19 protein-coding genes are annotated in these 19311 nt (G+C 65.1%); 4 read left to right on the top strand and 15 right to left on the bottom strand.

Going from position 1 to position 19311, the window contains the following annotated elements; translation table 11 throughout:
• Positions 1-13: 13 nt before the first annotated feature.
• Genes C453_RS18605 through cobN form a run of 4 tightly spaced genes read right to left on the bottom strand, consistent with a single transcriptional unit; the run spans position 14 to position 6602 of the window.
• Positions 14-1309, bottom strand: coding sequence for a cobyrinic acid a,c-diamide synthase (locus C453_RS18605; protein ID WP_008327031.1), 1296 nt, complete (start codon positions 1307-1309; stop codon positions 14-16).
• Positions 1306-2109, bottom strand: a complete 804-nt coding sequence (locus tag C453_RS18600) for a cobalt-precorrin-7 (C(5))-methyltransferase (RefSeq protein WP_008327030.1) — start codon at positions 2107-2109, stop codon at positions 1306-1308. The genes C453_RS18605 and C453_RS18600 overlap by 4 nt, the downstream gene beginning before the upstream one ends.
• Positions 2102-2782 (bottom strand): precorrin-8X methylmutase, encoded by a 681-nt coding sequence (locus C453_RS18595; RefSeq protein WP_008327027.1) that lies wholly within the window; start codon positions 2780-2782, stop codon positions 2102-2104. The genes C453_RS18600 and C453_RS18595 overlap by 8 nt, the downstream gene beginning before the upstream one ends.
• The gene (gene cobN, locus C453_RS18590) at positions 2775-6602 is read right to left on the bottom strand and encodes a cobaltochelatase subunit CobN (RefSeq protein ID WP_008327026.1); all 3828 of its coding nucleotides are present in this window, start codon (positions 6600-6602) and stop codon (positions 2775-2777) included. Before cobN ends, C453_RS18595 begins: the two co-directional genes overlap by 8 nt.
• Positions 6603-6650: 48 nt before the next feature.
• Here cobN and C453_RS18585 point away from each other — a divergent pair, with 48 nt between their 5' ends.
• Complete coding sequence (locus C453_RS18585) at positions 6651-8816, top strand: VWA domain-containing protein (protein ID WP_008327024.1); 2166 nt, start codon at positions 6651-6653, stop codon at positions 8814-8816.
• A 14-nt stretch (positions 8817-8830) separates the two neighbouring features.
• On the opposite strand, the gene C453_RS18580 is transcribed toward C453_RS18585, so the two are convergent.
• The 11 genes from C453_RS18580 to cbiT all read right to left on the bottom strand — a co-directional run bounded on the left by C453_RS18580 (position 8831) and on the right by cbiT (position 17609).
• Positions 8831-10066, bottom strand: a complete 1236-nt coding sequence (locus C453_RS18580) for an outer membrane protein assembly factor BamB family protein (protein ID WP_008327022.1) — start codon at positions 10064-10066, stop codon at positions 8831-8833.
• 4 nt (positions 10067-10070) lie between these two features.
• Positions 10071-10448 (bottom strand): DUF3209 family protein, encoded by a 378-nt coding sequence (locus tag C453_RS18575; protein WP_008327020.1) that lies wholly within the window; start codon positions 10446-10448, stop codon positions 10071-10073.
• A gap of 2 nt (positions 10449-10450) precedes the next feature.
• Positions 10451-11665, bottom strand: a complete 1215-nt coding sequence (locus tag C453_RS18570; RefSeq protein ID WP_008327019.1) for a CbiX/SirB N-terminal domain-containing protein — start codon at positions 11663-11665, stop codon at positions 10451-10453.
• Positions 11666-11739: 74 nt separating this feature from the next.
• The gene (locus C453_RS18565) at positions 11740-12447 is read right to left on the bottom strand and encodes a hypothetical protein (protein WP_008327018.1); all 708 of its coding nucleotides are present in this window, start codon (positions 12445-12447) and stop codon (positions 11740-11742) included.
• Positions 12444-12689 (bottom strand): ferredoxin, encoded by a 246-nt coding sequence (locus C453_RS18560; RefSeq protein WP_008327016.1) that lies wholly within the window; start codon positions 12687-12689, stop codon positions 12444-12446. Before C453_RS18560 ends, C453_RS18565 begins: the two co-directional genes overlap by 4 nt.
• 1 nt (position 12690) lies before the next feature.
• The gene (gene cobJ, locus C453_RS18555) at positions 12691-13650 is read right to left on the bottom strand and encodes a precorrin-3B C(17)-methyltransferase (RefSeq protein ID WP_008327015.1); all 960 of its coding nucleotides are present in this window, start codon (positions 13648-13650) and stop codon (positions 12691-12693) included.
• Positions 13651-13653: 3 nt separating this feature from the next.
• Positions 13654-14505 carry a precorrin-3B C(17)-methyltransferase gene (locus C453_RS18550; protein WP_049907921.1) on the bottom strand — a complete coding sequence of 284 codons (852 nt, stop codon included), beginning with the start codon at positions 14503-14505 and terminating at the stop codon, positions 13654-13656.
• A 17-nt stretch (positions 14506-14522) separates the two neighbouring features.
• Positions 14523-15485 carry a cobalt-precorrin 5A hydrolase gene (cbiG, locus tag C453_RS18545; protein ID WP_008327012.1) on the bottom strand — a complete coding sequence of 321 codons (963 nt, stop codon included), beginning with the start codon at positions 15483-15485 and terminating at the stop codon, positions 14523-14525.
• Positions 15482-16327, bottom strand: coding sequence for a cobalt-precorrin-4/precorrin-4 C(11)-methyltransferase (locus tag C453_RS18540; protein ID WP_008327010.1), 846 nt, complete (start codon positions 16325-16327; stop codon positions 15482-15484). Before C453_RS18540 ends, cbiG begins: the two co-directional genes overlap by 4 nt.
• The gene (locus tag C453_RS18535) at positions 16324-17052 is read right to left on the bottom strand and encodes a cobalt-factor II C(20)-methyltransferase (RefSeq protein ID WP_008327009.1); all 729 of its coding nucleotides are present in this window, start codon (positions 17050-17052) and stop codon (positions 16324-16326) included. Before C453_RS18535 ends, C453_RS18540 begins: the two co-directional genes overlap by 4 nt.
• Positions 17052-17609, bottom strand: coding sequence for a precorrin-6Y C5,15-methyltransferase (decarboxylating) subunit CbiT (cbiT, locus tag C453_RS18530; RefSeq protein ID WP_008327007.1), 558 nt, complete (start codon positions 17607-17609; stop codon positions 17052-17054). The genes C453_RS18535 and cbiT overlap by 1 nt, the downstream gene beginning before the upstream one ends.
• Positions 17610-17782: 173 nt before the next feature.
• On the opposite strand from cbiT, the gene C453_RS18525 reads away from it, so the two are divergent.
• From C453_RS18525 to C453_RS18515, 3 genes are read left to right on the top strand one after another with little or no spacing between them, the layout of a single operon-like run.
• A complete protein-coding gene (locus C453_RS18525) occupies positions 17783-17971 on the top strand; it encodes a CbtB domain-containing protein (RefSeq protein ID WP_008327005.1) in 189 nt (62 codons plus the stop codon).
• 2 nt (positions 17972-17973) lie between these two features.
• Positions 17974-18876 carry a CbtA family protein gene (locus C453_RS18520; RefSeq protein ID WP_008327003.1) on the top strand — a complete coding sequence of 301 codons (903 nt, stop codon included), beginning with the start codon at positions 17974-17976 and terminating at the stop codon, positions 18874-18876.
• Positions 18876-19283, top strand: coding sequence for a (2Fe-2S) ferredoxin domain-containing protein (locus tag C453_RS18515; protein WP_008327002.1), 408 nt, complete (start codon positions 18876-18878; stop codon positions 19281-19283). Before C453_RS18520 ends, C453_RS18515 begins: the two co-directional genes overlap by 1 nt.
• The last annotated feature ends 28 nt before the right edge of the window (positions 19284-19311 follow it).

Below are 19311 nucleotides of genomic sequence, written 5' to 3'. Positions count from 1 at the left end.
TCTCGAGGAGCGACTACAGACGCTCGACGAACGTATCGAACGCCCCGCTCTCTGCGTGGACGTGGCAGTAGGTGCCGAGCGTCTGATACTCGAAGAGGCCGTCTGAACTATCCTGAATCCCACTTCCTCTGACCACGTCGAAGGCAAAGCGTGCGTCCGAATCGACGTCTGCACTGGAGTAGTGGAACTCGTGACCGCGGAGGTGACCGTCCTGCCCTGCGGTGAGCGTGTCTGTCTTCGCCTGCAGTTCCACGTGGTCGAGCGCCTGATAGCGGTCGCACATCGTCACGGACGCCGGGAGCACGCCGGCCATCTCGTACGTGCCGTCGTCAGTCGTCAGCGACTCGGTGAGCGCCATCAGCCCGCCGCACTCTCCAAACACCGGGAGGCCGTCAGCGGCGCGGTCGGCGATGTCGTCGAGTGCTGGACTCTGTTCCAGTTCGGGGCCGTGGAGTTCAGGGTAGCCGCCGGGGAGGTAGACGCCATCGCACTCTGGAAGTTCGTCGCCAGCGACGGGGGAGAACGTCACCACGTCGGCTCGCTCTCGGAGGCGTTCGACACTTGCAGGATAGGCAAAGCAGAACGCTTCGTCGCGGGCGAGTGCGACTCGTGCGCCGGTCTTCTCGGGCGGCTCTTCGGAGGCTGGCCGAGGCGGTTCCCGCGCGGCATCGACCAATTGCTCGGGGCGCAAGGATTCGGCAGCCTCCGACAGCGCATCCTCGTCCAGTGGCGACTCATCGCCCATGTGGAGTCCCAGATGCCGGTCCGGGATTTCGAGATTCGACCGCGGCGGAATGCGACCGAAGTAGTCGATACCCGGCGGAAGGGCGTCTTTGATGCCGTTTTCGTGGCGGCCGCCGTGGGCGCGCTGGGCAACGATTCCGGCAACGTCGATGTCGCGTCCAGCATGTGCGGCGTATTCGCGGAATCCATGCGCAGTAGCCGCGACGCTCTCCATCCCGGCTTTGGCATCGACGACCAACACGACCGGAATATCGAGCGCTTCGGCGACCATCGCGGTACTCGAACCGTCGCCATCGTACAGTCCCATCACGCCCTCGACGACGCAGATGCCGCCCTCACCGCGGTAGTAGTTCCGGCGGACGCCGTCGTCGCCTTCGAGCCACAGGTCGAGTGTCCGTGATGGCCGTCCGGCGACCTGCTCGTGGTGGCTCGGGTCGATGAAATCGGGTCCGGCCTTCGCGGGCTGGACGCTGTATCCTGCGTCTTGGAGTGCCTTCACGATAGCCAGCGTCGCGACTGTCTTTCCGACGCCGGAACTCGTGCCGCCGAGGACGAACCCTTTCATGCTCGTTCTTCCTCCCCAATAGGCGCGCGAACCGCAAGTACGGACAGGTCCGAGTACGGCGTCGATTCGGGACCACTCCCACCGGCAGACTCGCTCAGTTCGCCGAGCGTCGTTCGCGTGATGTGTTCGTCGTCGTGGGTCAGTCGTTCGAGAACGAGCGCGTCCAGCGACTCGTCAGCGCCGGAGTCGAGCAGGAAGTCGGCGATATCGCCGGGCATCAAATCGAACGGGCGCGGCAACACGAGGAGGTGTCGCTCGCCGACGACTTCGGCGAGCCGGTCGAGGTCGGAGTCCAGCGACCCGCTCTTGTGGAGCGTGACGAATCGGGTGTCCTCCATCGGCGTTCGCGCGCGGCTCGCGGCGATTTGCAGCGAGGAGATGCCCGGAATCGCCTTGACCGGCCGCTTGGACACTCGCCGAACCGCCCGCTGAACTTTCCCGAGGAACTGGTAGCCCGAGTGGTTCGGGTCGCCCATCAGGACTGCCGTCCCGCGCTCACCGGCCGCGACGCGCTCGGCGAACTCGTTTAGCGCCTCGGCTTCGTCGGCGTACCCACAGGTGAGCAGGTCCGCGTCGGTCTCGTCGGCGACGAAATCGACGACCGTCTGGAAGCCGACGACCACGTCGGCTTCCTGAATGGCTCGCAGGCCGCGCGGCGTCAGATACTCCAGATTCCCGGGGCCGACGCCGACGCCGTAGACTGGGTTGTCGGCCTCCTCGATGTTCGGCTCGGGTTCGGTGGCCGCGAACGTCGCCGGGTCCGGCCCCGAATCGAGGTCGTACGGGTCGTCCTCACTCATGAGCGGTCAGGTCCACCTCGCCGTCGCGGGCGTCGCTCGCGACGTGAATCAGTTCGTTCGTGAGCGCCGCCGCGAGGCCGCTTCCGCCTCGCTTTCCGACGTTCGTCACGGCGGGGATGTCGTACTCGTCGGCAACCTCGCGGATGCGTTTTCGACTCTCCTCGGCTTTGACGAAGCCGACGGGGGTGGCGACGATTGCTGCCGGGCGAGTTCCGTCTTCGATGCAGTCGGCAAGCGCGAGCGCGCCGGTCGGGGCGTTGCCGACGACCGCGATTGCACCCTCGTAGACGCCTTGCTTGTCGAGTTCGAGCACCGAGGCCGCGGTGCGTGTCATTCCGGTTTCGGCGGCGAGTTCGGCACCGTTGCCGATTGCCTTCTGGACCGGGCAGTCGTGGCCGCGGCCGGTGATTCCGGCTTTCGCCATCGTGATATCCGTCACGATTGGCTGTTCGTCGAGGACGGCCCGCGCACCGGCGACGACCGGGTTGTTCTGACAGCGAATGAGGTGCTGGAACTCGATGTCGCCGGTCGAGTGGACCGCCTTCTGCCGCAGCCGGTCGTTCAGCGTCTCGTCGGGGACGAACGTCCGGACGATGTCCATGCTCGTCTCCGCGATATCCATCGCTTCCTGCGTCGTTGCACCGAGGTCCGCGTAGGCTTCTTTTTCAGTCATTGGTCTGCGTCACCGCGTTGGTCGTGTTCGCTTCGAGGTCTCCCTCGACGGAGAGGTTGATGTCCTGTAGCTGTTCTTTCACGTCGGCGTCGGCGTCCCAGAGACCGCGGTCGATGGCCTCGATGAACGTCTCGGTGATGCTTTCGAGCGCCCACGGGTTCACGTCGCGCATCCACTCCTGTCGGTCCTCGTCGAAGGCGTAGGCTTCGGCGAGACTCTCCCAGAGGGTGTCGCTGACGACGCCGGTCGTCGCGTCCCAGCCGAGCGCGACATCGACCGTCGTCGAGAGGTCGCCAGCACCCTTGTATCCGTGTTCTTCCATGCTATCGAGCCAATCGGGGTTGAGGACGCGCGCCCGCATCGTCTTGCGAACCTTCTCCTCGTTGGTGTAGATCTGTGGGTTGTCCGGGTCGCTGGAGTCGCCGACATAGGACGCCGGGTCGCTGCCGGAAATCTCGCCGACTGCGGAGATGAACCCACCGTGGAAGGCGTACCAGTCCGACGAGTCGAACTCGTCTTGCTCGGCGGTGTCTTCGATTTTCACTGTCGCTTCGACTCCGCTCAGGCGTCGTTCGAACGCGTCGTGGGCTTCGGTCACTCGGCCGCGACTCCCGAGAGCGTAGCCGCCCCACTGGACGTACACGTCCGCGAGGTCGCTTCTGTCGTCCCAGTTGCCTTCGTCGACTGCCTTGTTCGTCCCCGCGCCGTACCCGCCGGGCGTGGTCGTGAAGACGCGGTGCTTGGCCAGTTTCTCGGCCTCGCTGGCGTCGAAGCCGTCGGCTTCCAACTCCTCGGCTTCCTCCTCGACGTGCTTCTTGACGTAGTTCATCTCGTGCGGTTCGTCGAGTTCGACGACCACGTCCACGGCGTCGTTGATAACGCTCGCGGCTTGCGGGAACGCGTCGCGGAAGAGTCCCGAGACGCGGGTGGTCACGTCGATTCGCGGGCGGTCGAGTTCGTCGAGCGGAATCGGCTCTACGTCGTCGATGCGGCCCGCGTCGGTCCAGACCGGTTCGACGCCCATGAACGCGAGCACCTGCGCGATGGTTTCGCCGCGGGTTCGAACCGTCGGCGTCCCCCACGCGACGACACCGAACTCCTCTGGGTACTCGTCGTGGTCGTCGTGGTGGCGTTCGAGCACGCCTTCAGCGACGCGCTTGCCCACGTCCCACGCCGGTTTGGCGGGAACCTTCCGGGGGTCGAGCGTGTAGAAGTTCCGGCCCGTCGGGAGCAGGTCTACGCCGCCGCGAGTCGGTGCGCCGGAGCCACCCGGTTGGACGTATTCACCTGCGAGTGCGTTCGCGGTCTGCGGGATCTCGTCTTCCGCGGCGGCGATTCGCGGGGCGGCCTCGTCGCAGATGAACGCCAGCACCTCTCGGAGGTCGTCGTGCGCGCCGCGCTTCGCTCGCGCGTCGCCGAGTTGGTCGATATCGACGACGAGCAGGTTCATGTTCACCTCGTCGTCGGGGTCGGCTTCGACCTCCGATTCGGGCACGTCGAAGTCGTGTTCCGCGAGGGTTTCGACCAGTTCGACACACTGGTCGTAGACGTGGTCGGCCGCCTCCGAGAGGTACATCCCGAGGTCCTCGTCGTAGGTTCCGGGTTCGTCTCGCATCTGGTCGTAATCGACGCCCATGACGCCCGCGACGCTCGCTCGGAGGCTCGGCGTGTCGGCGTTCGGCAGTCGCGTGAGAGCGACGAGGTACTCCACGAGGCGGTCGTTCTCTGGGGGTTCGCTCATCGTGTGCAGCCCCAGTCGAATCTGCGTCGTCTTCACGTCGGTCAGGTACTCGTGGATGCGCTCGACGAGATTGTCGAAATCGACGTTTCCGGGGTCGAACGAGTCGATATCGTCGGCGTCCTCGAAGCCGAGTTCGACCGCGAGGTCCAGTTCTTCGACCGCCTCTAAGACGAGTTCGCGGAGGTGGTCGCCGCGGTCGGGTCGCGCCTCGTCCATCCCCGCCTCGCGGTACTCGCGGGCGAGTTCTTCGAGGTCGGCGAGGTCGTCGTAGGTTCCGGCGGTTCGCATGACGGGCGTCAGGTAATCGACGATGGCTGCGTACGAGCGGCGCTTGGCCTGCGTTCCCTCGCCGGGGTTGTTGATGATGTACGGGTAGACGTTCGGGAGGTCGCCGACCAACTGGTCCGGCGCGCTCTCGCCGTTCAGCCCGACCGTCTTGCCGGGCAGCCATTCGAGACTCCCGTGGGTGCCGAGGTGGACCACGGCGTCGGCCTCGAACTCGTTTCGAAGCCAGCCGTAGAACGCGAGGTAGTCGTGGGGTGGCTGCAGGTCCGAGTCGTGGTACACCTTCGAGGGGTCCATCCCGAAGCCGCGCGGCGGCTGGACCGTCACGAGGACGTTTTCGAACTCGACGCCCGGAATCGCGAAGGGGCGCTCCGGCGGTTCGCCCCACTCGTCGATGAGATTTTCTTGGAAGCGTTCGTCAGTCTCCTCGAACCACTCGCCGTACTGGTCGGGCGAGACCACGTCGACGCTCAGGTCCCGAACATCATCGGGTGCGACCCAGCGGTCGTCGAGAGTGAGTTGCGACGTGAGTTCCTCGATGAGCGCCTGCCCGTCGGTCGGCACGTCGCCCACGGAATAGCCACGCTCCCGCAGTTCGGACAGGAGGTTGACTGTACTCGCCGGGCTGTCCATCCCGAAGGCCGTGCCGATGCCGTCGTCGCTCGGTGGGTAGTTGTGGAGGACGACGGCGACGTTCTTCTCGTCGTTCGAGAGGTGTCGAAGGTTCGCCCAGTTGACTGCCAGTCGGGCGACGTGGTCCACGCGGTCCTCGATAGGGAAGTGCTGTTTCGGCGCGCTGCCGACGCCCGCCTCGTCTTCCATTCGCTCTTTCCCGCTAATCGGGTGGGTGATGACGTTACCGTCGAACTCCGGCAGGGCGACAGAGAGCGCGAGTTCGAAGCCCATCACGCCGGTGTCGCTTGCTTCGTACCGCGAGCGCGACCGCATCGTCGTCATCGCCTGCAACACGGGGACGCCGAGTTCCGTGAGGAACACGTCTTCTGCATCGTCGCCTTCGTCGGACGCGCTTCGGCCGCGCTCGCTCATCGACAGCGAGAACATGAACGAACTGACCACAGCATCGACGAGTGGGCCGTCGTCGTCGGAGAACCAGTTTTTCGCGACCCACTCGGCGTTCTCCTGCCCCTCCTCGTCGGTCGCGGGGTTACAGAACGCAGGCAGGACGTTCGCGCCGAGCGATTCCAGTCGTTCGACCATCGCATCGACGTACCGCGTGTTCGCGTGCGTCCAGTGGGATTCGTAGAACCACAGGCCAATCGTCGGCTTGTCGTCGTCGTGGGTGTCGAGTAGTTCCTCGTACTCGACGCCGGGGTAGTCCGGGTGGTAGACGCCCTCGGTCGGCAGTTCGACCGGGTCGTCGGGTGCCGCGTCGAAGTCGTCGTACTCGGTGGCGAGGAACCGACAGAGGTTCTCGATGTTCACCACACCGCCGCGTTCGAGGTATTCGTAGGCTCGGTCGCGGTCTTCCTCGGCGACGGTCGTATCCTGGAGGGCGAAAGCGTCGCCAGTTGATTTGACGACGAGCGGGACGCCCGCGTCGGCCAGTCGCTCGACGGCGTGGTCGTAGCCGGGCATGCTGTCTTCGGACCCGTGCAGCCAGAGCACGACTGCCGTCGCCGACTCGATTTCGTCGACGAACGCGTCCACGTCGGTCACGTCGTCAAGGTCGCTCGAAGACCGGACGACGAGGTCGAGTCCGTCCAGTCGCTGGGCGGCCTGTTGGACCGCACCCAACTCGTTTTCGGTTGCCGTGTACAAGCCGATTGTTGGCATTCTTAGTAAAGCATTATTGCCCTACTACAAGTAAGGTTTCATGACTTCATGAAGACGCAGTCGTTTCCGTTCCCGGCAATCGTCGGGCAGGCGGAGTTGAAGCGGGCGCTCTTGGCCGTCGGCGTGAACGACAAATTGGACGGCTTGCTCGTCCGCGGCGAGAAGGGGACGGCGAAATCGACCGCCGTCAGGGCGCTCTCTGAGTTGCTGCCGAAACAGACAGTCGTCGTGGACTGCCCCTACGGATGTCCGCCAGACGACCCGCCCCGACAGTGCGAGTCGTGCCGCGAGCGCGACGACCACGAGGTAGAATTGCGGTCGGTCCCGCTCGTCACGCTCCCGCTCGGCGCGACTCGGGACCGGGTCGTCGGGACGCTCTCGGTCTCAGATGCACTTGCCGGAGAGGCCACCTTCGACCCCGGCCTGCTCGCTCGCGCAAACCGCGGCATCCTCTACGTGGACGAGGTCAATCTCCTCGACGACCACCTCGTGGACCTCCTGTTGGACGCGGCCGCAAGTGCCGTCAACCGCGTCGAACGCGACGGTGTGAGCGTCGAACACCCCGCGGAGTTCACGCTCGTCGGGACGATGAACCCCGAAGAGGGCGACCTACGTCCGCAACTTCGGGACCGATTCGCGCTACAGGCGACTGTCGTCGGAAGCCGCGACATCGACGAGCGAGTCACGATTATCGACCGCGCGCTGAACCGCGGCCGCGACTCGTCGGCAGCAGGTTCCGAGTCGCCCCCGGCCTCCGACGCGTACCGCGACGAGACCGAAGCCTTGCAATCGCGGGTCCACGACGCGGCGGACCTGCTGGACGCCGTCTCGCTCCCAACTGACTTCAAGCGCGACATCGCCGAACTCTGTCTGGACGCGGGCGTCGAGGGCCACCGGGCCGACATCGCCATCGCCCGTACGGCTCGGACGCTGGCCGCCCTCGACGGCCGAACCAAGGTCATCGAGGGCGACGTTCGCGAGGCGGCCGCGCTCGCGCTCCCCCATCGCCTCCAGAGCCGACCGTTCGACGACGCCCCCGACACCGACGAGATTCTCGACGACCACTTCGACGACGAAGAACAGTCGGGTGAGGGTGACGCCGACAATGAGACAGACGCCGATGGCGAAACGAACGCCGAAGACGAGACGGACCCCGACAACGAAACGGGCGCCGACAGCGAGACAGAAACTGGCGACGAGGGAAACGGAGATTCGGAGCGTGACGGCGAAAGCGGCGGCGACTCTCCGACAGACGAGGACGGGTCTGAGTCCCGCGACATCGAGACGGCCCCAAACCACGAAGGCGACGGCAACGATAGCGACGACAACGAAGGCGACTCCGACCACGACCGCGACGACAACTCTCCGTCGGACTCGGATTCTGACGACGAAGACGACGCACCCGAAGCGACGCCCCTTCTTCCCGGACAGCAGCGGGCGTCAATCGGCGAGGTCGACCAACCACCAGTCGACGACACGGAGCTACGAGCAGAGACGCCCGGCGGCGGAACCCGGGCCACTGTCGGCGAATCGCGGCAGGGACGCGGGTCACGAGTTCGAACCGAATCGGCGACGGGATCCGACGACATCGACGTGGCCGCCTCGGTTCGGGCGGCGGCGACCGGCGGGCGAACCAGCGTCACCAAATCAGACCTCAAAACGTCGGTCAAACGCGGCTCGGCCCGCTCGCTCGTCGTCTTCGTCGTGGACGCGAGCGCGTCGATGCGGTCGGCGATGCGCCAGACGAAAGGGACGGTGATGGCTCTCCTCGAAGACGCCTACCAGCAACGAGACGAAGTCGCGTTCGTCGCGGTCGCTGGCGACTCGGCCGAAGTGCTCCTTCCGCCGACCAACAGCGTGACGCTCGCGGCCCGCCACCTGAAGGAACTCCCGACGGGCGATAGAACGCCGCTTCCGTCCGGATTGGACGCAGCACACCGACTTGTCACCCACGCGAAGGCCGACTCGTCGCTCGTCGTCGTCGTAACCGACGGCCGGGCCAACGTCGCCGACGGCAGTCCGACCGGGGAGACGCGCTCGGCGGCGCGGCAACTCGCAACCGCGGATGCCTCGGTCGTCGTCGTCGATGCCGGAGATGACGGCGTCGGCGTGACCGATATCCTCGTCTCCGAGACGGGCGGCCAGCGAATCCCGCTTTCAGAACTCTCGGCAGAACGAGTGGCGGACGCGGCGACGTCCGAACAGGAGCGCTGACCCCCCGAAAACAGCTATTCCAGCGTTCCTGAGTGGAGTCGATACGCTCCGTGCGTGACTTCTTCGTCGTGATATTCGACTGGCTCTTCGACCACTGCGAGCAGGCCGTCGCCGACTGCGAGCGCCGTCGGAATCCCCGACAGTGCGGTCGTCTCGCTGTGTCCGCCTTCCGCATCGAAGACGTGGACGCCGTGGGTGTCGGCGCTCCGCCGCCGGAAGTTCTGGGCCGAAGGGATGAGTGCGTGCTCACCGACTGACTCGACGCCGCGGGCGAACCCGCCGATATCGTGGGTCCACAGTATCTCGCCGTCTTCGACAGCGAACGCAGTGTGTTCCTGTGGATGTCTCGCGTCCGGGTCGCGGGTCGATTCAGCGAACGTGTTGCCCGTCACGAAGACCGCGACACTGTCGGCGACGCACACGTGGTTCGGATAGGCGTACACCGTCTCGTCGCCGATTGGTTCTTTCACCGCGAGGTCGACCGACCACCGCTCTTTCCCGTCGGAATCGAGCAGATAGCCGCGCTTGTCGCCGTGGCAGGAGACGGCGATGTCGTCGCCCGCGAACGCCACGTCGCCGACGCGGCGTTCTGCGTCGAGTTCGGGGTCCCACGTCGTGACCGAATCGCCCGTTTCGGCGTCCAGCACGACGAGTCCATCTTGCTCAGGTTCGGGACAGCGGTTGTACGCGACGGCGACGCGCTCGCCATCGGTATCCAGCGCGATTGGCGAGGCGGCGACCCAGGAGCGCCACTGGACCGCGCCGTCGTGGTCGAATCCGAGGACGACGCTCGACCAGACTCGCTTCTCACCGTCGCGTTCGTAGCGTCTGGCGGCGGCGACGACTCGCTCCTCTGTGACCGCGACATCGACGACGTAAGGGAGGAAAAACAGCGAGTCCTTCGTCGCAGTACCGATATCGTCGGTCGTCGCGTACGACCAGCGCTCTGTTCCCGTCTCCGGGTCGAAGGCGCTGATGGTGCCGTCGCCGCCGCGTTCGCCGACGACGAGACAGTCGTTGGTTGCGGCCATCGAGACGATTCGGTGGTCGCCGGTCGCGTCTTGCTGTTCCCCACCGTCTGCATCCCACTGCACACGGTCGAGAGCCGAATCGTACGCCACGATTCGACCGTCTGCTGTGCCGACGAACACACGGCTGTCGGCCGTCGCGACTGCCGACCGCGCCCAGTTGTGTCGGCTTCGGGCGGCGTCGAGGGGTCCCAGTTCGCGGTGGTTCGTGAAGTCGGCCATCGCGTTACTCCTCGACGGGGAACGTGTCGTGAAGGCCGTGGTGCGCCTCGCCGAGGTCGTCGAGGAGTGAGTCCGTCTGGGTGCGAAGTCGCCGAAGCGACCGCTCGGCGTCCCGGACAGCGATGACACGACCTCGGAGATAGCCGGATTTCGGGTCGTCGTTCGGCGTCTGCGTCGCCTTCTCTTCGAGGTCGACGAGGGCGGCGTCGAGGTGCCGCTGTGCCTCGTCGAGGGTGGTCGCGTTCGCGAGCGCCTGAATCGGGCCGGGTTCGTCGAGGTAGCCTTCGAGTTCGGCTTCGGCGTGTCGTTTGACGCTCTCGTCGGTCGTGCCGGTGATGTTCATCAGTGCGAGTCGGAGTGCTTCGAGTTCAGCGCATGCCATGGTTAGAGTGATTGGTGGACGAGGTCGGAGACGATGCGGTCCCGTTCGAGGTGGGACGAAACGATGCGTTCTGTGTCGTCGGGCGTCACGCCGCCGTACCAGATGCTATCAGGATAGACGGCGACGATTGGGCCGTCACCACACTGCCCCAGACAGGAACTGCGCGAGACGTGCACGTCGCAGTCGTCGGCGTCCCGCGACTCCTGTCTGAGGCGTTCGAGAACGGTGGCCGCGCCGCTCGCGGCGCAGGTCTGGTTCGTACAGACGGCGACGTGTTTCTCGGGCGCGTCGTGGACGTGCGGGTCGTCGTCGACGTCGCTCCGGTCGGCGTGTTCGGCCTGATGCACGAGCGAGCGGAGCATCGCACGAGCGCCGCCTTGGTCTTCTTCGTAGCCCGAGAGTTCGACTTTGTACTTGCAGGTGTCACAGGACATCTGCACGCTCCCGGTCCGCGCTTCCTGGCAGCGGTCGGCGAGTACATCCACGACTCGGCTGTCGGTGCCAAGCGGCCCAGATGCGCCAGCGCGAACGTAAGGATACTCCTCGTCGAACGTCTCCGTCTTGTCGACGATTCGCTGGGTCAGGACGCCGTCACCGAGCATGTACGGGAGGACGACGATTGCGTCCGGCCGGTCTTTCGCCACGATGTGAAGCGTCTCTTCGAGGCGGGGCGTCGTGACGCCGATGAAGGCCGACTCGACGCGGGTGAATTCGCGGCCCTCGTAGAGCAGCCGGGCCAGTTTGTGCACGTCGCCGTTCGAATCCGGGTCGCTCGACCCGCGGGCGCACAGGACGACCGCCACGTCGTCAGCCTCGCGGTCGACGCCGAGGTCGGTCTCGACGGCCCGAGCGCGGTCGTCGAGCAGGTCCACGATAGAGGGATGGATACCGAGGTGCGACCCGACGTGGAAGTTCAGGTCGTCGTACTGCGCCCGGGCGGTCTGGACCGCCAGCGGAACGTCGTTTTTGACGTGGCTGGCGGCGAACAGCGACAGCGGAACGACGGTCATCGACTGGCACGTCGGTGCCAGTGACTCGATGGCGTCTTCGATTGCGGGTTCGGCAAGCTCGATATACGCCGCGTCGACGGGGAGCGACAGGTGAGATTCGAGTTTGGAGGCGAGCGTCCGAACCTGCTCGTTGGATTTCTCTCGGCGCGACCCGTGGCCGACGAGGAGGACCGTCTCGTCGTCGAGTGAGGGATGGTCGAGACTCATTCGTGGTCGGATTCGGTGGGTGTCATGCTCGTTCGGGCTTGGCGGCTGTCATGCTCGTTCAGAACCGGGGTGGTTCATGCGTTTTCGGCCTCTTCGAGGCTTCGCGTGAGCTTCTGTCGGCGCGTCGGCGCGAACAGGTTCGTCTCGCCGCTGCCGTCGTAGACCCACGTGCCGAAGTCTCCCGCGGCGTCGTCGTCGATGCCGAACCAGTAGCCACCCGAGGAGGTTTCACTGATGTCGCCAGTCGGCGCGTCTACTGGACAGGAGTCGAGCAGGCGGTCGATTCGCTCCAGCAGATTCCGGTCGTCGTGGACGAACGAGATGCCGACCGTGCCGCTGGAGGACTTGAAACAGACCGTCCCGCAGCTTTCGAGGAGGCCCCGGAGCAGTTGTTTCCGGGCGTCCTCGAACACGTCGAATCGGTAGCCGCCCGCGTCGTCGCCGACTGGGAGGCCGAACGCGCCGGTCGCGTTCGCGACGACTGCGCCTTCGATTGTGACGAGGTACTCGTCCTTCCGGCGGGTGACGGAGGTGTTGTGCGCGTAGGGGTGCGCTGTCTCCTGTTTGTCGATGTCGCCGCCCCCGGCGATTGCGGCGAGGCGATTCGCGCACGTCTCGTCGTTCGTGTGAATCGTCGCCGCCTCAGCTTCGATATCACCGCTCCCGGCGACGTGGCCCCAAAGGTAGGCCGTCTCGGGCGCGCTCTTCAGCAGGTCGTCGGCGGGGGCGACATCGATATCGGTGTCGGTCTCGGTCTCAGTGTCGATACCGGTATCGCTCATGTCTCTGCCTCCCGAATCACGATGGCATTTGGCGGGCACGCTTTCGCGGCGAGGTTCGCGTCGTCGATGTCGCCATCGACGGTCGCAACGACTCTGTCGCCATCCCGAGACACTGACACGACGCCCGCTGCGTTCGGGTCGACCGTGGCGAGTCCGTCGTCGTCTTCGATGAACCGCTCGTCGCGGGTGAGGCAGGCGAAGATGCCGTCGCAGGCGTCGCGGTCGATTTCGATTTCGAACATCTCAGTACTCGTATTTCTGTTCGTAGCCGCGGGGCGTCACCATCCGGTCGTCCCAGACGTAGGTCTCCTCGTTGCCGACGAGCAGCGTCGTCGTCATGTCCACGAGGTCGGTCTCGCCGAGTTCGGGGAGGTCTTGCAGTTCGACGATTTCGACTTCCTCGTCGTCGCGGCCCGCGCCGTGGACGATACCGACCGGCGTCTCGGGGGCGCGGTGTTCGAGCAGAATCTCACAGCACTTCTCGTAGTTCGACCGGCGCTTGCGACTCCACGGGTTGTAGATGACGATGGTGAAGCCCTCTTTCGCGGCCGAGTGCAGACGCGACTCGATGGTCGGCATCGACGTCAGGTGGTCAGAGAGGCTGATGGTGACGGTGTCGTTCACCAGTGGCGCACCCAGTCGGGCCGCACAGGACTGCGCAGCGGGCACACCGGCAACCACGTCGAAATCGACCATGCTCGCGGTCGCGCCCTTCGATTCGAGGATTTCGAGCGCGAGACCGGCCAGCGCGTAGACGTTCGGGTCGCCGCTGCCGACGATTGCCACGTCGTTTCCGGCGAGCGTCCGGTCGATTGCCTCTTCGGTTCGGGAGACTTCGCCGCACATCGGCGTCGAGTAGATGTCTTCTGCGCCTTCGACGATGTCGTCCGGGAGGAGTTCGATGTAGGTCGTGTAGCCGACGATGTGTTCTGCGTCGCGGAGCGTCTCTTTCGCCAGCGTCGTCATCTCGCTCGCTCGGCCGGGGCCGAGACCGACCGCGACGAGTTGGCCGGGTTCGCCGTCGAAGTCGTCGATTGTCGCTTCGACTTTCTCGTCGGTCTGTTCTTTCTTCGACCCGCCGCACTTGGAACTCGACGAGGAGTCCGACTTCTTCGACCCGCCGCATTTGGAGGCCGAGGAGTCGCTTGATTCGGTCGTCTTTCCGCCGCACTTCGATTCGGATGCTGTGTTGCTGTCGCTCATGGATTAGAAGTCGTCGACGTCGCGCCCGCCGCGGGGCGTGACGAGGTACGTTTCGTAGTCGTTGCTCCAGGGTTCGGTCTCGTGGGTGCCGATGAGAATCGACGTTCCCATCCCGCCGACGTCCTCGTCGTGGGATTTCGCGTCGCCGAGGGTCGTAATCGAGAACGTCTCGTCGTCCAGATTTCGACCGGCTTCGCCCCGGCCTGCGTCGTTGAAGATGCCGACCGGAACGTCGTCGTCGCGTTCCTCGCGGATGATGTCGATGGCGCGGGTGTAGTTCCGCCAGCAGTTGTACAGGACGATGACGAAGTTGCTGATGGCGGCCGCGCGCAGTTTCTCCTCGATTTCGTCCCACCCGCGCCACTTGTCGGACAACGAGATGGTACAGAAGTCGTTCGACAGCGGCGCACCCATCATCGCCGCGCCGCCGAGCGCGGCGGTCACGCCGGGGACGATTTCGATTGGCACGTCCGTCGCGTCGTCGGCGTCGGCCATCGTGAACACGAGGTCGGACTTGCCGTAGACGTTCGGGTCGCCGCCGGAGACGTGCGCTACGTCCTCTCCCGCGCGAACTCGCTCGAAGGCCTCGCGGGTCAGTTCGACCTGCTGGCCCATCGACGACCGGACGACTTCCGGGCCGTCGTCGCTGTCCTTGGGCGGGAGCGTGTCGTCGTCGCGGAGGAACTCCTGATACAGGTTCGACGCGACCACGCAGTCTGCGGTTTGGATGACTTCCTTAGCGCGCTGGGTCATGTGCGCCGGGAGGCCGGGGCCGATGCCGACCACGTAGAGTGTGCCGTAATCGTCGGGGACTTCCGAGTGGCTGTCTGTCGCCGTCGCCGCGCCGTCGTTCATCGTCTCCGCACCGTCGCTCATCGTCCCACCGCCACGGTCACTGCATCGTCGTAGCGCTGTTTCTCGACGACCAGTTCGTGGTCACGGCCGCCAGCAATCGCGCTCGCTTCAGCAATTCCCGGCCAGCCGATGAGTTCCTTCGACCGCGACGGGGTCGGTCCTTCGAACTCGGTCAGCGTCTCCTTCTCGAAGTAGACGACGCCCGCGCCGATTTCTTGGGCAGCGTCGAGCATGCCGGGTTCGTCGGCCTTTCGCGTCCCGGTCGCGACGAAGTCCACGTCGCCCCAGTCGCAGTCGGCGTCGTCGAGGGCGCGTTCCCACGCGGTCAGGAACTGCTCTTTCTTCGCGCCGGAGACGCTGCCAGTTCCGAGGACGACGCCGTCGTCGCCGTTTCGTTTGAGGACGGTCACGTCGTCGTCGACGAGGACGGCTTTCGGGCCGTCGAGTCGGGCGACTGGCCCGAGTTCGTCGTTGAGGACCGCGAGGTTCGTCGCAACGGTCGAATCGCCGTTGACGACGTGCGTGTCGAGTGCCTTCGCCTTGCTCTCGACGCCCTGCTTTCCGGCCGCCTCGGAGGCGGTCGTCATCGCCGGGACCGCGCCGAGTTTCGAAAGGTCGTAGGCGACTTGATTCGCGCCGTGGTGGCCACCCGTGAGCGGAATCGCCCACGTCAGTTCTTCGTCCACGACGACGACCGCGGGGTCGTCCCACTTGTCGTCGAGGAGGCCAGCGGTCTTTCGCATGGCGATGCCGCTGGCCATCAGGCCGACGAAACAGTCGTATTCGCCCCAGTGCTCGGCGAACACCTCGCCGTGGTAGGGCAGAATGTCGATGCGGTCGTAGTCGTCGGCGAGTTCGGCCTTGATTTCCTCGGCCGTCTCCATCTTTCGCTCGAAACTGACGATGCCAATCTCGCGTGCGACCTCTCCGTCGCTGTCTGGCGTTTGGCAGTGTCCGCTTCCGGAATCAGAATCACTCATTGTGCATCACGCTCCTGTGGTTCAGAATCGGGGTCGTCGTTCGGTGCGTCGCCGCCGCGGGCCCAGTCGCCGTAGAGGAACGACCGCTCGTAGTCCGAGCCAGTGACGGCGTCGCCAATCATGACGAGTGCCGAAGCGCGATAGCCCGCGTCTTCGACCTTCTCGCCGATGGTCTCGATGGTGCCTTCGATAACGTCCTCGTCCGGCCACGAGGCGTGGTAGACGACCGCGACGGGGGTGTCCGGGTCGTGGCCCTCGTCGAGGAGGCGGTCCATCGTCTCCGCGACGGCGTGGGTGCCGAGGTAGATACAGACCGTGGTGTCGCCGAAGCCGACGAAATCGCTGATATGGTCTTCTTCGGCAGTGAGTGTTCGGCCCTGCGGTCGGGTGAAGACGACGTGGTTGGCGACCTCATTCAGGGTCAACTGCGTGCGGAGGGTCGCGCTCGCGGCGAACGCCGAGGTGACGCCCGGAACGAGGTAGGTCGGAACGCCCGCTTCCGCCAGCGCGTCCATCTGCTCCAGTGCGGCTCCGTATATCGCCGGGTCGCCGCTGTGGAGTCGGACGACCGTCTCGCCGGATTCGTAGGCGTCGGCCATCAGCGGAATCAGCTCTTCGAGGTCCTTGCCGACGCTGTTGACCTGTTCGGCGTGGTCGCAGTACTCGTCCAAGAGTTCACTGTTGACGAGCGACCCGGCGTGAACGACGAGGTCAGCTTCCTCGACGAGTCGCCGTCCGGCGACCGTGAGCAGTTCGGGGTCGCCCGGACCGGCACCGATGAAGGGGATGCCCTCGTTGTCGGTGAACCCGGTGTCTGCGTCGCCGTCGACGGTGTCGCTCATTTCGACACCTCCGGCTCGACCGCGTCGGCGTCCGCCGACTCGGCCTCGAATTCCGCGGTCGCAACGTCGCGTTCGATACCCTCTCGCTCGGCGTAGGCCAGCGTGTAGTAGTCGCGCTCTTCGAGTTCCCCGGGGTCGGAGGTGACGAGCGTCTCGCCCTGTTCCATGAAGAGCCGACGGCCGAATTTCACGTCGTATCCGGCTTCAGTCAGCCCCTCGTAGGTCGCGGGAGCGTCCGTGACCTTGAACAGAATCATCCTGTCGGGACCGGTCGGGGCTGCTCCCTTGGCGGCCTCGCGAAGTGCGAGCCCGGTTCCCGACTCGATTTCGACGCCGAGCGCGGTTGCGAACGCGGTCATCGCGCTCACACCGGGGACGACTTCGAGTTCGATTTCGGGGTGGAACGCGTCGAGCGTTCGGCGGAGGTGACCGAAGGTTGAGTAGACGTTCGGGTCGCCGAGCGTCACGAACGCGACATCGTCGGATTTGGCTCTCGCTGCGACTTCCGCGGCGGCCTCCTTCCACGCGCGCCGGAGTTCGTCCGGGTCGCGCGTCATCGGGAAGTCGAGGTCGCCGATTCGCTCTTCGGGAACGTGGTTCAGCGCGACTGTCCGGGAGAGTCGCCCCGGCGAGTAGACGACATCGACCGATTCGAGGATTCGCTTTCCTTTGACGGTCACGAGGTCGGCGTCGCCGGGACCGAGACCGATTCCGTAGACGGTCATCAGTCCAGCCCTCCGGCGTCGCGTCGGCCGACGATGATGTAGACGGGGTTGTTCGACCGGAAACTCGTCGCTCCGGCGAGTTCGTACCCGTGGTTCACCTGCATCTGGACGACTTCGTCGAGCAGGTCGCGCTCGCGGAACGCCTCGATGGCCGCACCCGTCGGTTCGACCCGCGAGACGTTCATCACGATGCGGTCCACGTCGGTCTCGACGGCGTGGTCGAGCACCGCCTCGAAGTTCCGGCTTCCGCCGATGAACATCGCGTCGGCGTCTTCGGGGAGGCCTTCGGGGGCTTCCGCCTCGCGAAGCGTCACGTCGGCGTCGTACTCGTTCGCGGCGAGATTTTTCTTCGTGACGTCCAGTCGGTTCGGTTTTCGCTCGACTGCCGTCACTCGTCGAACTCGCCGTGCCGCCTCGATGGTGACAGAGCCGGTACACGACCCAACGTCGACGAAGTGGTCTGTCGGGCGCAAGCCGAGTTTGTCGAGTGTCACCGCTCTCACCTCGGGTTTCGTGGGACCCGCCTTGGCGTCGTGCGGGAGTTGTAGGCGTGACATTTGCGCTAACAATCTGAGCGCCGTTTGAAAACAATTGTGCTTGTACTACAGAAACTACAGTTTCATAAAATACGACTCTGAGTTATTAAAATAAAATTGCGTTAGAACAACCTATGTTGACTTCTCTCGAAACTTTTACAATCTAGTTTGCGGTTACTCAATCTGAATTTAGAATGGCATCCACTGCCAACACCGTTCACGGGCGAGTCGAACAGGCGCGGGTCGAACTGACACCGATTCAGATGGCTGCGGGGCTGCTCTTCGTCGCCGCACTCGGCTATACACTGCTGTTCATGCAGGACCCGCTCGTGCACGATTCGATGCACAACTTCCGTCACGCGGCCGGTATCGCCTGCCACTGACCATGCTCGCGGAGTATCTGACGCGAGGCGTGAAAGCGGGGCTCGTCGCCGGAATCGTCTTCGGCCTGTTCATGGCCGTCGTCGCCAACCCGCTTGTCGTCTACGCCGACGAGATGAACCACGCTGCAGCGGAAGTCGATGGCGGGCACGAGCACGAATCTGAGGCTGCTCACGCCCACGGAGACGAAGGCGACCACGGTCACGAGGAAGGTAGTGGGCACGACCACGAAGAAGCAGGACACAGTCACGAAGCAGGAGGCCACACCGACGAGGGTGAGGGTACGGGCCACGCCGACGGAGGCGAGGGCCACCACGACACCGCCGTCTCGATGGCAGTCAACAAGGCGGTGAGCGTCATTTCCGGCGGTCTCTGGGCCATCTTGCTCGGTGGCGCGTTCTTCGGTATCGCATTCTACTTCCTCGAACCCGCGATTCCGGGGACTGGCGCGGCCAAGAGCTACGCGATGGGACTTGCCGGATTCGTCACCGTCTCGGGTGCTCCGTGGCTGGTGTTGCCGCCAGCGTCACCCGGTGCGCAGCAGTCGCTTCCAGTCTCGACTCGCATCCCGCTCTACGCTGGGATGATGGTCGCCGGGGCGCTCACCTGTCTGTTGGCAGGGTACGTGTACAACCGACTGCGGGCGTCGAACGGCCGTGGTGCCGCCATCGTCGGCGGGATTCTCCCCTTCGGCCTCCTCGCGATTCCAGCCGTGTTGGCCCCGACGAACACGATTCAGGGTGCGCTCTCGCCCGAACTTCGAACCGGGATGACTGGACTGTTCGTATTCGGGCAGGTCCTCGTGTGGCTGCTCCTCGCGACGACGCACGCACAGCTTCGGTCGTCGAATTCCTCCCAGACTGACCCCTCGGCTGCGAGCCGTGGGGCAACGCTCTCAGCCGACTGATGAAGGACCGAACCGACGAGGTCAGAGAACACGGCTTCACGGACCACGTGCTGGTCTGTACGAACAGTCGAGACTCCGAGTACGCGGCCTGCGCAGAGGCTCACGGCCCGGCCGTGTACGACGCGGTGAAATCGTGGCTCCGTGACCGCGGCGTGTTCTGGTCGCACGTCTACGTCGCCGAGACGAGTTGCCTCGGGCTGTGCAGCGCCGACGGTGCCGCGATTGCGATTCACCCGCGAAATCGCTGGTATTCCGACGTTCGACCGGAGGACGTTCCAGAGTTGCTGCGCAACGAGTTCGGAGACGAGGCCGACGCGCTCGGTCAGTCTGTCGATGCTGGCGCGGTCGACCAGCATGGCGAGGCCGACGTGGCCGACCAGTCTGGCGATGCCAACGATCAGGGCTGACACGAGACTACGAACTCGGCCCCTGCAA

Source organism: Haloferax elongans ATCC BAA-1513 (assembly GCF_000336755.1).
GTDB lineage: Archaea > Halobacteriota > Halobacteria > Halobacteriales > Haloferacaceae > Haloferax > Haloferax elongans.
Note: the sequence above shows the minus strand (reverse complement) of the source record. Positions and strands in the feature narration are given on the sequence as shown.

Coding starts and splice junctions, on each gene's coding strand:
- C453_RS18605 (WP_008327031.1), bottom strand. CDS start 1,309: ATGAAAGGGTTCGTCCTCGGCGGCACGAGTTCCGGCGTCGGAAAGACA.
- C453_RS18600 (WP_008327030.1), bottom strand. CDS start 2,109: ATGAGTGAGGACGACCCGTACGACCTCGATTCGGGGCCGGACCCGGCG.
- C453_RS18595 (WP_008327027.1), bottom strand. CDS start 2,782: ATGACTGAAAAAGAAGCCTACGCGGACCTCGGTGCAACGACGCAGGAA.
- cobN (WP_008327026.1), bottom strand. CDS start 6,602: ATGCCAACAATCGGCTTGTACACGGCAACCGAAAACGAGTTGGGTGCG.
- C453_RS18585 (WP_008327024.1), top strand. CDS start 6,651: ATGAAGACGCAGTCGTTTCCGTTCCCGGCAATCGTCGGGCAGGCGGAG.
- C453_RS18580 (WP_008327022.1), bottom strand. CDS start 10,066: ATGGCCGACTTCACGAACCACCGCGAACTGGGACCCCTCGACGCCGCC.
- C453_RS18575 (WP_008327020.1), bottom strand. CDS start 10,448: ATGGCATGCGCTGAACTCGAAGCACTCCGACTCGCACTGATGAACATC.
- C453_RS18570 (WP_008327019.1), bottom strand. CDS start 11,665: ATGAGTCTCGACCATCCCTCACTCGACGACGAGACGGTCCTCCTCGTC.
- C453_RS18565 (WP_008327018.1), bottom strand. CDS start 12,447: ATGAGCGATACCGGTATCGACACTGAGACCGAGACCGACACCGATATC.
- C453_RS18560 (WP_008327016.1), bottom strand. CDS start 12,689: ATGTTCGAAATCGAAATCGACCGCGACGCCTGCGACGGCATCTTCGCC.
- cobJ (WP_008327015.1), bottom strand. CDS start 13,650: ATGAGCGACAGCAACACAGCATCCGAATCGAAGTGCGGCGGAAAGACG.
- C453_RS18550 (WP_049907921.1), bottom strand. CDS start 14,505: ATGAACGACGGCGCGGCGACGGCGACAGACAGCCACTCGGAAGTCCCC.
- cbiG (WP_008327012.1), bottom strand. CDS start 15,485: ATGAGTGATTCTGATTCCGGAAGCGGACACTGCCAAACGCCAGACAGC.
- C453_RS18540 (WP_008327010.1), bottom strand. CDS start 16,327: ATGAGCGACACCGTCGACGGCGACGCAGACACCGGGTTCACCGACAAC.
- C453_RS18535 (WP_008327009.1), bottom strand. CDS start 17,052: ATGACCGTCTACGGAATCGGTCTCGGTCCCGGCGACGCCGACCTCGTG.
- cbiT (WP_008327007.1), bottom strand. CDS start 17,609: ATGTCACGCCTACAACTCCCGCACGACGCCAAGGCGGGTCCCACGAAA.
- C453_RS18525 (WP_008327005.1), top strand. CDS start 17,783: ATGGCATCCACTGCCAACACCGTTCACGGGCGAGTCGAACAGGCGCGG.
- C453_RS18520 (WP_008327003.1), top strand. CDS start 17,974: ATGCTCGCGGAGTATCTGACGCGAGGCGTGAAAGCGGGGCTCGTCGCC.
- C453_RS18515 (WP_008327002.1), top strand. CDS start 18,876: ATGAAGGACCGAACCGACGAGGTCAGAGAACACGGCTTCACGGACCAC.